Origin of the sequence: Mesorhizobium sp. M2A.F.Ca.ET.039.01.1.1, assembly GCF_003998035.1 — a bacterium.
GTDB lineage: Bacteria > Pseudomonadota > Alphaproteobacteria > Rhizobiales > Rhizobiaceae > Mesorhizobium.
On sequence record NZ_RZRY01000117.1, the window covers coordinates 1 to 12,733 of the forward strand.

General features: G+C 65.9%; 13 protein-coding genes. 12 read left to right on the forward strand and 1 reads right to left on the reverse strand.

What is annotated here, in order from left to right; all coding sequences use genetic code 11:
• The 5 genes from EOA24_RS11975 to EOA24_RS11995 form a co-directional block, all read left to right on the forward strand.
• On the forward strand, positions 1–570 hold a 570-nt coding region (locus tag EOA24_RS11975), incomplete at its 5' end, for a GTPase (protein WP_189353915.1).
• Complete coding sequence (proB, locus tag EOA24_RS11980) at positions 567–1,706, forward strand: glutamate 5-kinase (RefSeq protein WP_126080690.1); 1,140 nt, start codon at positions 567–569, stop codon at positions 1,704–1,706. The genes EOA24_RS11975 and proB, both read left to right, overlap by 4 nt.
• 30 nt (positions 1,707–1,736) lie before the next feature.
• A complete protein-coding gene (locus EOA24_RS11985; protein WP_126080691.1) occupies positions 1,737–3,023 on the forward strand; it encodes a glutamate-5-semialdehyde dehydrogenase in 1,287 nt (428 codons plus the stop codon).
• Positions 3,024–3,106: 83 nt separating this feature from the next.
• Positions 3,107–3,694, forward strand: a complete 588-nt coding sequence (locus EOA24_RS11990; RefSeq protein ID WP_127256622.1) for a nicotinate-nucleotide adenylyltransferase — start codon at positions 3,107–3,109, stop codon at positions 3,692–3,694.
• 93 nt (positions 3,695–3,787) lie between these two features.
• Entirely contained in the window at positions 3,788–5,074 is a 1,287-nt protein-coding gene (locus EOA24_RS11995; protein WP_126080692.1) for an MFS transporter, read from the forward strand.
• A 5-nt stretch (positions 5,075–5,079) separates the two neighbouring features.
• Here the strand turns inward: EOA24_RS11995 and EOA24_RS12000 are convergent, their stop codons facing one another.
• The gene (locus EOA24_RS12000; protein WP_126080693.1) at positions 5,080–5,931 is read right to left on the reverse strand and encodes a mechanosensitive ion channel domain-containing protein; all 852 of its coding nucleotides are present in this window, start codon (positions 5,929–5,931) and stop codon (positions 5,080–5,082) included.
• Positions 5,932–6,173: 242 nt separating this feature from the next.
• On the opposite strand from EOA24_RS12000, the gene rsfS reads away from it, so the two are divergent.
• From rsfS to EOA24_RS12040, 7 genes are all read left to right on the forward strand, one after another.
• Positions 6,174–6,551: a ribosome silencing factor gene (gene rsfS, locus EOA24_RS12005; RefSeq protein ID WP_126080694.1), complete on the forward strand. Its 378-nt coding sequence runs from the start codon at positions 6,174–6,176 to the stop codon at positions 6,549–6,551.
• Between the two features lie 62 nt (positions 6,552–6,613).
• The gene (rlmH, locus tag EOA24_RS12010; RefSeq protein ID WP_126080695.1) at positions 6,614–7,096 is read left to right on the forward strand and encodes a 23S rRNA (pseudouridine(1915)-N(3))-methyltransferase RlmH; all 483 of its coding nucleotides are present in this window, start codon (positions 6,614–6,616) and stop codon (positions 7,094–7,096) included.
• Positions 7,097–7,240: 144 nt separating this feature from the next.
• Positions 7,241–8,575 (forward strand): murein hydrolase activator EnvC, encoded by a 1,335-nt coding sequence (locus EOA24_RS12015; RefSeq protein WP_126080696.1) that lies wholly within the window; start codon positions 7,241–7,243, stop codon positions 8,573–8,575.
• 1 nt (position 8,576) lies between these two features.
• Complete coding sequence (locus EOA24_RS12020) at positions 8,577–9,908, forward strand: S41 family peptidase (RefSeq protein ID WP_042645671.1); 1,332 nt, start codon at positions 8,577–8,579, stop codon at positions 9,906–9,908.
• A 178-nt stretch (positions 9,909–10,086) separates the two neighbouring features.
• Positions 10,087–11,277 (forward strand): divergent polysaccharide deacetylase family protein, encoded by a 1,191-nt coding sequence (locus tag EOA24_RS12025; RefSeq protein WP_126080697.1) that lies wholly within the window; start codon positions 10,087–10,089, stop codon positions 11,275–11,277.
• 51 nt (positions 11,278–11,328) lie between these two features.
• Positions 11,329–11,844 carry an RNA pyrophosphohydrolase gene (locus tag EOA24_RS12030; protein WP_126080698.1) on the forward strand — a complete coding sequence of 172 codons (516 nt, stop codon included), beginning with the start codon at positions 11,329–11,331 and terminating at the stop codon, positions 11,842–11,844.
• A gap of 371 nt (positions 11,845–12,215) precedes the next feature.
• Positions 12,216–12,733, forward strand: a 518-nt coding sequence (locus EOA24_RS12040) for an alanine racemase (RefSeq protein WP_189353917.1), incomplete at its 3' end; no start/stop codon positions are given.

A 12,733-nucleotide genomic window follows, 5' to 3' on the forward strand; every position in this document is an offset into this window, starting at 1 on the left:
CTCAAGCTGATCGCCGATGCCGGCCTGGTCGGGCTGCCCAATGCCGGCAAGTCGACTTTCCTGGCCGCCGTCACCGCGGCCAAGCCGAAGATCGCCGACTATCCGTTCACCACGCTCTATCCCGGCCTTGGCGTTGCCCGCATCGACGGCCGCGAATTCGTGCTGGCCGACATTCCAGGCCTGATCGAGGGCGCGCATGAAGGCGTCGGCATCGGCGACCGATTCCTCGGCCATGTCGAGCGCACGCGCGTGCTGCTCCACCTGGTGTCGGCGCAGGAGGAAAATCCCGGCAAGGCCTACAGGACGGTGCGCGCCGAGCTCGAGGCCTATGGTCATGGGCTGACCGATAAGGTCGAGATCGTCGCGCTTTCCCAGGTCGATATTCTCGACGCGGAGGCCCGCAAGAAGAACGCGGCCTCGCTGAAGCGCGCCGCCGGCCGCGCGCCGCTGCTTCTGTCGGCCGTCACCGGCGAAGGCGTCGAGGCCGTGCTGCGGGCGCTGATGGCGGTGGTTGCCGAATCTCGCGATGCCGTGCCGGCTCCCGTCGAGACGCGCTGGCAAAACCCATGAAATCGCTGAAATCATACCGGCGCGTCACGGTGAAGATCGGCTCGGCGCTGCTCGTCGACCGCGCGACGGGCTTGAAGCGCGACTGGCTGACCTCGCTTGCCGACGACATCGCGGTGCTTGCCAATGCCGGCGCCGAAGTGCTGGTCGTTTCGTCCGGCGCCATCGCGCTCGGGCGCACCATTCTCGGTCTCGGCAAACGCGCGCTGAAGCTCGAGGAGAGCCAGGCCGCCGCCGCCGTCGGCCAAATCGCGCTTGCCGGCGCCTGGTCGGACGCGCTCGGCAAGGATGGGCTGAAATCCGGCCAGATCCTCCTGACGCTTGGCGACACCGAGGAGCGCCGCCGCTATCTAAACGCGCGCGCGACGATCTCGACGCTGCTCAAGATGAAGGCGGTGCCCGTCATCAACGAGAACGACACGGTAGCCACCTCGGAAATCCGCTACGGCGACAATGACCGGCTGGCGGCGCGGGTGGCGACGATGATGGGCGCCGATCTTCTGGTGCTGCTCTCCGACATCGATGGGCTCTATACGGCGCCGCCGGCCAAGGACCCCGAGGCCAAATTCATTCCGGTGGTCGATCGCATCACGCCCGACATCGAGGCGATGGCGGGCGCCGCCGCGTCCGAGCTGTCGCGCGGCGGCATGCGGACAAAACTCGACGCCGGCAAGATCGCCAACGCCGCCGGCACGGCCATGATCATCACCTCGGGCACCAGGCTGTCGCCGCTGATGGCGATCGAGCGCGGCGAGCGCGCGACCTTCTTCAAGCCGAGCGCCAATCCGGTGAAGGGCTACAAGACCTGGATCGCCGGGCAGCTCGAGCCGGCCGGTCGGCTCACCGTCGACGCCGGCGCCATCGGCGCGCTGAAGTCGGGCAAGTCGCTGCTGCCGGCCGGCGTGAAACTGGTCAGCGGCAATTTCTCGCGCGGCGACACGGTGGCGATCCTGTCGCCCGAGGGTCGCGAGATCGCGCGCGGGCTGGTTGCGTATGACGCCGCGGATGCCGTAAGGATCGCAGGTCTGAAGACGGCCGAGATCGAAAACGTGCTCGGCTATGAGGCGCGTTCGGCGATGATCCATCGCGACGACCTTGTGGTAAGCGTCGCCGGCGACCACGTATTGGCCGACGACTAAGTATTGAACGACGACGGGCGGAGGATGACCATGCTGAAGCTGCATGAAAGATCCGGCGAAGACACGATTGCGCTGATGGCCGATATCGGCCGTCGCGCCCGCGCTGCCGCCCGACCGTTGGCCGTCGCTTCCACCGCAGCCAAGAACGATGCGCTTATCGCCATGGCGGACGCGATCCTGCGCAACGAGCAGGCGATCCTCGAGGCCAATGCCATCGACGTGTCGATTGGCGAGGAGGCCGGGCTGTCCGGTTCCTTCATGGACCGGCTGAAACTGACGCCTGCGCGCATCAAAGCAATGGCAGACGGCATTCGCGAGATCGCCGCGCTCAAGAATCCGGTTGGTGACGTCATCGCCGAATGGGACCGGCCGAACGGGCTGCATATCGAGCGCGTGCGCACGCCGCTCGGCGTCATCGGCGTCATCTATGAGAGCCGGCCGAATGTGACGGCGGATGCCGGCGCGCTCTGCCTCAAGGCCGGCAATCCGGTGATCCTGCGCGGCGGTTCGGATTCGCTCAATTCATCCTCGGCTATCCATGCCTGCATGGTCGAAGGGCTGAAGGCCGCCGGCTTGCCCGAGGATGCTATCCAGCTGGTGCCGACCACCGACCGCGCCGCCGTCGGCGAGATGCTGAAGGGGCTTTCGGGAAACCTCGACGTCATCATCCCGCGCGGCGGCAAGAGCCTGGTCGGGCGCGTGCAGACCGAGGCGCGGGTGCCGGTCTTCGCGCATCTCGAAGGCATCTGCCACCTCTATATCGACCGCTCGGCCGATCTCGACATGGCAGTGAAGATCGCCGTCAACGCCAAGATGCGGCGCACCGGCGTCTGCGGCGCGGCCGAGACGCTTCTGGTCGACCGCGCTGTGGCCTCCACGCATCTGGTGCCCATCCTCGAAGCGCTGCGGGCCGCCGGCTGCGAGATCCATGCCGACCAAGAGGTGCTGCGGGCTTTTTCCGAAGCCAGCCCAGCAACTGACGCCGACTGGGTGACGGAATATCTCGACGCCATCATCGCGGTGAAGCTGGTCGACGGCGTCGGCGAGGCGATCGAGCATATCGAGACCTTCTCGTCGCACCACACAGAGGCGATCATCGCCGAGGACGCGCAGGCGGTGGAAAAATTCTTCAACGAGATCGACTCGGCCATCCTCCTGCACAATGCCTCGACACAGTTCGCCGATGGCGGCGAGTTCGGCATGGGCGCCGAGATCGGTATCGCCACCGGCAAGATGCATGCGCGCGGGCCGGTCGGCGTCGAGCAGCTCACCTCGTTCAAATACCGCGTGCGCGGATCGGGACAGGTGAGGCCTTGACCTTTTTCGCCCGGCAGGCCTGAGGGAGGCCAAGGCGAATGCTTTCGCAAGCCGAGCAGACTGTCCCGGCCCGTTACTTTCGCATGCCGCACGCCGCCAGGGGCCTGACGGTCGGTCTCTTCGGCGGATCGTTCAATCCGCCGCATGCCGGCCATGCGCTGGTCGCCGAGATCGCGCTGAGAAGGCTGGCACTCGACCAGCTGTGGTGGATGGTGACGCCGGGCAATCCGCTGAAAAGCGCGCGGGAACTCGCGCCGCTCGCCGAGCGCATCGAGCTCTCCGAAAAAATCGCCAGGAATCCCAGGATCAAGGTCACCGCCTTCGAGGCAGCGCAGCATGTGCGCTATACCGCCGACACGCTGGCCCTGGTCAAGGCGCGCAATCCGGGCGTCGATTTCGTCTGGATCATGGGCGCGGACTCCTTGCGCGACTTCCATCGCTGGCAGCGCTGGCGCGAGATCGTGCTGACCTTCCCGATCGCGGTCATCGATCGCCCGGGCGCGACGCTCTCCTTCCTGTCGTCGGTCGTCGCCAAGACCTTCGACTACGCCCGCATCGACGAGGGCGACGCGCCGCTGCTCGCCCGCATGCAGGCACCGGCCTGGACCTTCATCCACGGGCCGCGCTCGTCGCTGTCGTCCACGGCGATCCGCAAGGCCGCGAACGGCTGAGCGCCGTCCTTCCCCCACAAGGGGGGAAGGGAAGTTCGGCCATGTCGCTTTTGCGGCGGCTTTTCCTGCTCCGATCAACGATGCTGCGCAGGCATGCTGAAGCAGAATCAAGCCGCAATCGATCCGGGTCGCGCCGAACAACCGGCGCCGCTGATCGCCATTGCCAGCGTCATCGTGTCGATGGCGCTGATCGCGATCGGCAATGGGCTGATGTTTGCCTATATCCCGGTGCGGCTCGGCGCCGATGGATTCGACCCGACCTGGGCCGGGCTGATCGTCACCGGGCTTTCTGCCGGCGGGTTGGCCGGCTGCATCTTGACCGGACCGCTGGTGCGGCGCGTCGGGCACGCTCGCGCCTTCATGGTGCTCTCGGCGCTGATCGCGCTTTCCAATGCCGCGATCGGGGCCGGGCCGATCCCGCTTTTGTGGATCGCCGCGCGGGCGCTTTACGGCTTCGCCATCTGCGGGCTGTTCATCGTCGCGCAGAGCTGGCTGAACGATGCCTTGCCGAATTCGATCCGCGGCCGGGTGATGGCAGTGTTCTATGTCGCTTATATTGCCGGGCTGGGCGTGGGTTACGCGACGCTCGCCTTGGTCGACATCCACTCGGCCGCCGCGTCGCTGATCGGCATCACCTTCACCGCGCTCTCCATCCTGCCGGTCGGCATGACCAGGCTTGCGCAGCCGCCGGCGCCGCAGGCGGCGTCGGTCGCGCTGCGCCGCGCCTGGCGCATCTCGCCGGTCGGCGTCGCCGGCATGCTGGCGGTTGGCGGCCTGTCGATGATCGTTTCCGGCTTCGCGCCGATCCACGCCACCGCCAAGGGCTACAGCCAGGCCGATGTGGCGCTGCTGTTGTCGGCCATGCCGGTCGGCACGCTGATCCTGCAGATTCCGCTCGGCTGGATTTCGGACCGCACCGACCGGCGCTACGTGCTGGCCGGGGCGGCGGCGCTGGCGGTCGTCGCCAGCACCTTGGCCATCGTCTTCGACGGCGGCGCGCTGGTGGCGCTGGTGGTGATCTATCTGATCTGGGACGGGGCGTCGGAATCGATCTACGCGCTGTCCAGCGCGCATGCCGCCGACCGGGCCGCCAAGGACGAGCTTCTGGCGCTGTCGAGCTCGATGCTGTTTGCCTGGTCGCTGGCCGGCTTCATCGTGCCCGGCATCGTGACGGCGCTTTCCGCCGTCTTCGGCACCGCGACCTTCATCTATGTCGGGATCGTGATTGCGTCGGCCTTCTGCCTGTTCGTGCTGTGGCGCGTGGCGGCGGGCCGGCCGACACCCGCGGCCACAAGCGGCAGTTTCGCGCCGATGTCGGCGCAGACGCCACTGCCGGTGGAACTCGCCTTCGCGCCGGACGATAAGCCCCGCCAGGATTGAGCCGGCTACTGCTTGCGCGCTTCCGGCGCCGGCACTTCCGGCGGCGGCAGCGGGATCGAGATGCCTTCGCTGTCGAAGGCCTGCTTGGCGCGCTTGGTCATGTCGATTTGGGTCGAAAAATAGTCGGCGGCCGATGTCCAGTAGCGCAAGGTGAGCGAAACCGTCGCGTCGCCGACACTGGCGATGAAGGCGATCGGAGGGGGTTCGCGCCGGATGCGCCTTTCGGCGCCGGCGATGGCAAGCAGCGTCTTCTGCCCGCGGTCGATATCGTTCCACGAACCGATGCTCAAGGTCACGTCTGTGCGGCGCACGCCGTTGCGGTTGAAGTTGCGCACCGGCTGGTTCCACAAGGTCGAATTGGGCGCCAGTATGTAGACGCCCTCGGCGGTGCGCAGCTTGGTGGCGAAGAGGCCGATCTCCTCGACAGTGCCCGCAATCGCGCCGACCTCGACATTCTCGCCGATGCGGAAGGGCCTGAGCGCCAGAAGCATGATGCCGGCGGCGATGTTCTGCAGCGTGCCCTGCAATGCCAGTCCGATGGCCAGGCCGGCGGCGCCGATCGCGGCGATGATGGAGGCCGTCTGCACGCCGAACTGGCCAAGCACCATGATGACGACAAGGATCAGGATAGCGTAGCGCACGACCTGGGAGAAGAAATGCCGCAAGGTCTCGTCGAAGCCGTGGATGTGGCCGAGGCCGGCATAGATCGAGCGTTCGGCAAGCCCGGCGACCAGATAGCCGACAACCAGCAGGATCACGGCGCCGATGGCCGAGAAGGAGTAGGAAACGATCAAGGTGCTGAGCTGCGCGAGCCCGGCCTGGATGGTGATGAGGGCGCTTTGCGGGTCGGTGGGCATGGCGGGGATCCCGTTGGTCGGTGCGCCGATAACCCACGCATCCGGGATCAGTTCCCGCTTTTCAGGCACTGCTAAAACAGCGGTCCGGACCAGGCGCGGCCGAGCAAAAGCGGCCGTCGTCTTGAAACTGCAATGGAACTCTGCCTATCTAAGTGGTGTCACCTGATTTGCATGGTGATTTGGTTGTTCTTGTTGGGAAAGGAAACACACTGAGAACAGCACTGCGGAAGAAGGCTGATATCATGCCTTCGCCGGCCGGGATCAGCGGCAACGCCGCCGCGAGCCTCGCCATCGACACAGTCCTTGCCAGTCTGGAAGACTCCAAGGCCGAAAACATCGTCTCAATCGACATCCAGGGAAAATCGAGCCTCGGCGACTATATGGTCATCGCCTCGGGCCGATCGCACCGTCATGTCTCGGCTGTCGCCGATCATCTCCTCAAGGCGCTGAAAGATGCCGGTCTCGGCAATGCGCGCGTCGAGGGGCTGGCCAGCGCCGACTGGGTCCTGATCGATTCGGGCGACATCATCGTCCATGTCTTCCGCCCCGAAGTCCGCGAATTCTACAATCTCGAAAAGATGTGGCAGGCGCCGGACCTCGAGGAAGAGACCTTGCACTGAGCCTTGATCCGCGTGCCGTGAACCATCACGGTATGCGCTGAGACAAGCTCGCCGGGGCGAGGATGAAGATCACCGTTCATGCCGTGGGCCGGATGAAGACCGGCCCCGAGAGAGAACTCGCCGACCGCTATTTCGAGCGCTTCGCCAAGAGCGGGCCCGCGGTCGGGCTGGAATTTGCCGGCATTGTCGAGGTCCCCGAAAGCCGCGGACAGAGCGCCGACGAGCGCCGCCGCGAGGAAGCCCAGAAGCTGCAGGGCCTGTTGCAGGCCGGAACTGTCCTCATCCTGCTTGATGAGCGCGGCAAGTCGCTTTCGTCGGAGGACCTTGCCGCCCGCATCGGCCAGTTGCGCGACGGCGGCCGCAAGTCGCTGGTCGTCGCCATTGGCGGCGCCGATGGCCATGACAAATCCTTACGCGAGCAGGCGGACCTGGTGCTGTCGTTCGGCGCGCTGACCTGGCCGCATCAGTTGGTGCGCGTGATGCTGGGCGAGCAGCTCTACCGGATCGGGACGATCCTGGCGGGTCATCCCTATCATCGGTCGTGAATGGCGCTTGCCATCTCCAAAAGCTGGGGATTGCTTATCCCGGCTCGGATTTTCGCCTCAAAGGCTGAACATCACTGCTGGAGTAGGGCGCTTCCAACATGGTTGATGGTTCGTTAACGAAGCGGCGGATAGGTTAGGGGCCTGATGTCTGAAGGCTGGTACCCGATCATACGCGCCTGGCGCAGCCGCTGCGGCTTGACCCTTGTCGCCGCCGTGGTCGCGCTCGGGCCGGTCCGGGCGACCGAGAACACGCTGGACGCGGCGCCGGATCCCGATCAGAGCCGGACCGAATACGAGCAGGTCTCCAAGGAGATCACGCTGTCATCGGAGCGGCTGGCCAAGCTCGCCGCCGACATCGCCTCGGTGCGCAAGGATTATGCCTCGATCACCGCGGCGCTGATTCAGTCGGCTATGACGGAGCAGAAGCTTGGCCAGGACATCGAGGACATCGGCGCCAAGCTCGAAGGGCTGAAGGACGAGGAACAGAAGCTGCGCGCTTCACTCATGGCCCGGCGCGACGTGCTGGCCGAAGTGCTCGGCGCGCTGCAGCGCATGGGGCTCAATCCGCCGCCGGCGATCCTGGTCAAGCCGGAAGACGCGCTGTCGTCGGTGCGCAGCGCCATCCTGCTCGGCGCCGTGGTGCCGGAACTGCGCCAGCAGACCGACCGGCTGATGGCCGATCTCAAGGAGCAGACGCGGGTGACGGCCTCGATCGAGGCGGAACGGGCGCGGCTCACCGCCGCCGTCACGGACCAGACGGCGGAGAAGAAGCGGCTCACCATGCTGCTCGAGGCCAAGAAGAAGCTGCAGGCCGATACCCAGACCGCGATGGCGGCCGAGCAACGGCACTCGCAGGAGCTGGCGGCGAAGGCGAGCAGCCTCAAGGACCTGATCGCTTCGCTCGAAGCCGACAAGGCGCGCAAGGCGCAGGACCAGGCCAAGGCGGGCGAGCGGAAATCGACCGACAGCGACACGATGGCCTCGACGACCGAGCTCGCCGCGTTGCCGGTGCCGGAGGCCAACCGCCTCACGGGGTCGGCGCCGTTTTCAGCCTTGCAAGGCCAGATCGCGCTGCCGGTCATCGGCAAGATCAAGCGGCGTTTCGGCACCGACGATGGCAATGGCGCGGCGATGCAGGGCGACATGGTTGCGACACAATCGGGGGCCATCGTCACCGCACCGGCGGATGGAAACGTGCTTTATGCGGGGCCGTTTCGCAGCTACGGTCAACTCTTGATCCTCAATGCGGGCGATGGGTATCATGTCGTCCTGGCGGGGATGAGCAGAATCAGCGTCGCGACCGGACAGTCGGTGCTCGCAGGAGAGCCGATCGGCGCGATGGGAGAGGCCCGGGTGGCAAGCACCTCGGCCTCGCGGAATGAAAATTCGGCGTCGGAACTCTATGTCGAGTTCCGCAAGGATGGAAAACCCGTCGATCCGGCCCCATGGTGGGCGGATCGATTCTCTGGAAGGACGTGAAATGATGCGGAAACTGTCGCTTCTGTTTGCCGGCGCGCTGATGGGCGCATCGGCAATGAGCCTGGTCTACGGCACACCGGGTTCGGCGGCGAATGCTGCGGGTTCGGAAACCTACAAGCAGCTGGCGATCTTCGGCGACATCTTCGAGCGCGTGCGCGCGAACTATGTGACGCCGCCGGACGACAAGTCGCTGGTCGAGAACGCCATCAACGGCATGCTGGCCTCGCTTGACCCGCACTCCTCCTACATGAATGCCGAGCAGGCGCAGGACATGCGCGTGCAGACCAAGGGCGAGTTCGGCGGCCTCGGCATCGAGGTCACCATGGAGAACGACCTGGTCAAGGTGATCACGCCGATCGACGACACGCCGGCCGCCAAGGCGGGCGTGCTTGCCGGCGACTATATCGCCAAGATCGACGGCGAAGAGGTTCGCGGCCTGACCCTCAATGACGCGGTCGAGAAGATGCGCGGGCCGGTCAACACGCCGATCAAGCTCACCATTCTGCGCCAGGGCGCCGACAAGCCGATCGAGCTGACGGTGGTGCGCGACATCATCAAGGTCAAGGCGGTGAAGTACCGGGTCGAGAACGACATCGGCTACATGAAGATCACCTCCTTCACCGAAAAGACCTATGACGATCTCGAGAACGCCATCGAGAACATCAAGAAGCAGGTGCCGAACGACAAGCTGAAGGGCTATGTGCTCGATCTGCGCCTCAATCCGGGCGGCCTGCTCGACCAGGCGGTGAGCGTCTCGGACGCCTTCCTTAAGCGCGGTGAGATCGTTTCGACGCGCGGCCGCGATCCGAAGGACGTCACCCGCTTCGACGCCAAGCCGAAGCAGGTCGACGACATCAACGGCAAGCCGATGATCGTGCTGGTCAATGGCGGTTCGGCGAGCGCCTCGGAAATCGTCGCCGGCGCGCTGCAGGATCTGCGCCGCGTCACGGTGGTCGGCACGCAGTCCTTCGGCAAAGGCTCGGTGCAGACCATCATCCCGCTCGGCGAGAATGGCGCGCTCAGGCTGACGACCGCGCTCTATTACACACCGTCGGGCAAGTCGATCCAGGGCAAGGGCATCACGCCCGACATCAAGGTCGACCAGCCGCTGCCGCCGGATCTGCAGGGCCGCGACCTGACCCGTGGCGAATCCGACCTCAAGGGCCACATCAAGGGCGCCGACGAGAGCTCGACCGGTTCTGGCTCGGCCGCCTATGTGCCGCCGGATCCGAAGGATGATCTGCAGCTGATCTATGCCGAGCAGCTGCTGCGCGGCGAGAAGACCGACCCGGCCTTCCCGCCGAACCCGGACAAGGCCGTGCTGAACCAATAAGGCCGCCACGGCCGGGGCAAGGCTCTGGCCGGCTCAGCGAAGCAATGCAATGCTGCCGGGACCGCGAGGTTCCGGCGGTTTGATTCGGGGACCGCGGTTGGGGCGCCACGCGTCTGGGGTATCGCGCCGAATTGCGCAGGATTTCACGTTTAACGTGACCGCGTGTTGGGAACTTAACTTGGCAGAAATCGGCAAGGATATCGAACGCCCGCTTGGACAGAAGCTCCAGCCCAAGCGGCGTGCTTCTCGCGGCATCAGCGGCGGCACGCTTGCCGCTGTGCTGGCCGTGCTTGCCGTGATCGGCGTTTCCGGCGCGATCGCATTGCGCGACAAGCCGTTCCGTAAACCGCAAGACGTGGCGGTTTCCACGCCGAAGGTTGTCGCGGCCCCCACCACACCCGCGCCGCCTGCCGCACCGGCTCCGGTTGCGGCCGCGACGCCGCAGGCCAGCACCCCGATGAAGAGCGGCGGGCCGCAGATCATCCACGTCCAGACCGAGGAGGGCGACAGCCCGCCGAAAGCGGCGATCGTCATCCGCGATCCCTCGACGCTCGGCCAGAACCTCAAGGTCGCCCACATCCCGGACCGGGCTTTGATCGAGGCCAGCGAGACCGGTCCGCTGCCGATGCGCTCCGCCGATGGCAGGCGGCCCTTCGACGTCTATGCGCGGCCGTGGTCGGGCGCGCGTGGCGCACGGGTGGCGATCGTCATCGGCGGGCTCGCCGTCTCGCAGACCGGCACGCAGGCCGCGATCGCCAAGCTGCCGGCCGAGGTGACGCTGGCCTTCGCGCCGCAAGGCAACAGCATCGGCCGCTGGATGCAGGCGGCGAGGCAGAGCGGGCATGAGATCGTCATGCAGGTGCCGCTAGAGCCGTTCGATTATCCCAACGTCAATCCCGGCCGCAACACGCTGACGGTGTCGGCCAGCGCGGACGAAAACCTGAAGAGCCTGCATTGGGCGCTGTCCAGGACCACGAACTATACCGGGGTCATGAACTATATGGGGGCGCGCTTCTCGGCCGACGCCTCGGCGATGGAGCCTTTCATGGCCGAGCTCGGCAAGCGGGGGCTGGCCTATATCGACGACGGCTCATCCTCGCGCAGCGTCGCCCCTGACCTGGCGCTGAAGGACGGCGTGCCGTTCGTCGCCGGCGACATGGCGATCGATGCCGTGCAGGACCGCGGCGAAATCCTGAAGAAGCTCGACAGTCTCGAAGCCACGGCGCGGGCCAAGGGCAGCGCAGTCGGCATCGGTTCGGCCTTCGACATCACCGTCGACACGGTTACGTCCTGGATCACTGAGGCGAAGAAGCGCGGCATCGAGATCGTGCCGATCTCGGCGGTGGCCATAGATCCGCAAAAGGGCTAACGCTACCCGCCTCGCCGCACTCAATCCTCGAGACCGCTGGAACGCTGACCCATGGCCAAGACGATCGATCCCGAAACGCTGCCTTATCGTCCCTGCGTCGGGCTGATGATCCTCAACAAGGCCGGCCTGGTCTGGGTCGGGCACCGCATCGCCGAGCCGGACAGCGAGTTTGCCGGCACCACGCAGCTCTGGCAGATGCCGCAAGGTGGCATCGACAAGGGCGAGGAGCCGATCGAGGCCGCGGGCCGCGAACTCTATGAGGAAACCGGCATGCGCAGCGTGTCGCTGCTTGCCGAGGCGCCGCACTGGATCAATTACGACCTGCCGCCGCATCTGGTCGGCGTCGCCTTCAAGGGCCGCTATCGTGGCCAGACGCAGAAATGGTTCGCCTACCGCTTCGAGGGCGATGAGAGCGAGATCGCAATCAATCCGCCGCCCGGCGGCCACACGGCCGAATTCGACGAATGGGCCTGGCGGCCGATGCGCGAGCTGCCCGAGCTGATCGTACCGTTCAAGCGCAAGGTCTATGAGCAGGTTGTGGAGGCATTCCAGCATCTTGTTCGCTAGACGTGGCAGGCTAAGTTCGGCAAGCGAAGAGGTTGGCACCGTAGTCGAGATCATGCTTTGTTGATGCTGATGTGCTGCATGCAAAGAGGCAAACATGAACGACGCGCGGCAAGCGCACTTTAGCGAAGCGTCGGCGCTGCCCCTCATCGCCCTGCCGGGCACTTCTCCCCGTATAGTGACGGGGAGAAGGGGCTGGCCGCAGCCTCGGCGCGCTTCTTGCGACGTTGGTGATTGGCGAAATCGGCAGCGACAGCGCCCCTCTCCCGTCACTATACGGGGAGAGGATGCCGGCAGGCAGGTGAGGGGCAGCGCCAGCGTCCAAAGTCGTGCGTCGCCGCAACAATTGCAAACCGCCTGCGACGATTGCCTTGATGAGTGATGCCGAAGTGACTTCGCTGCAAACAGTCGCTGCCAATGGTTCGACGGTCAGCGAGGCGGCCGCCGGCGCGATCCTGACGATCGACCTCGGCGCCATCCGGGAAAACTATCGCCGGTTGAAGGCGCGGCTGGGCGGCGTTCGCTGCGCCGGCGTGCTCAAGGCAGACGGCTATGGACTTGGCGCCGCCCAAGTGGCCGAGGCGCTGGCGAAAGAGGGCTGCGACATCTTCTTCGTCGCGCTGCCCGACGAGGGCATCGCGCTGCGCAACGCGATCGGGCCCGGACCTGACATCTTCGTGCTGAACGGACTGCCTCCGGGTTCGGAACCGGAAGCGCAAGCGGCCGGACTTTGCCCGGTCGTCAACAGCGCCATCCAGCTGAAGGCCTGGCGCCAGGCCGCGCGGAGCGCGGGCCGGAGCCTGCCTGCCGCCATCCAGGTCGATAGCGGCATGGCCCGGCTCGGCATGGCGCCGACGGACGTCGAGGCGGTCCCGGGCGGGGCCCGGGCCCT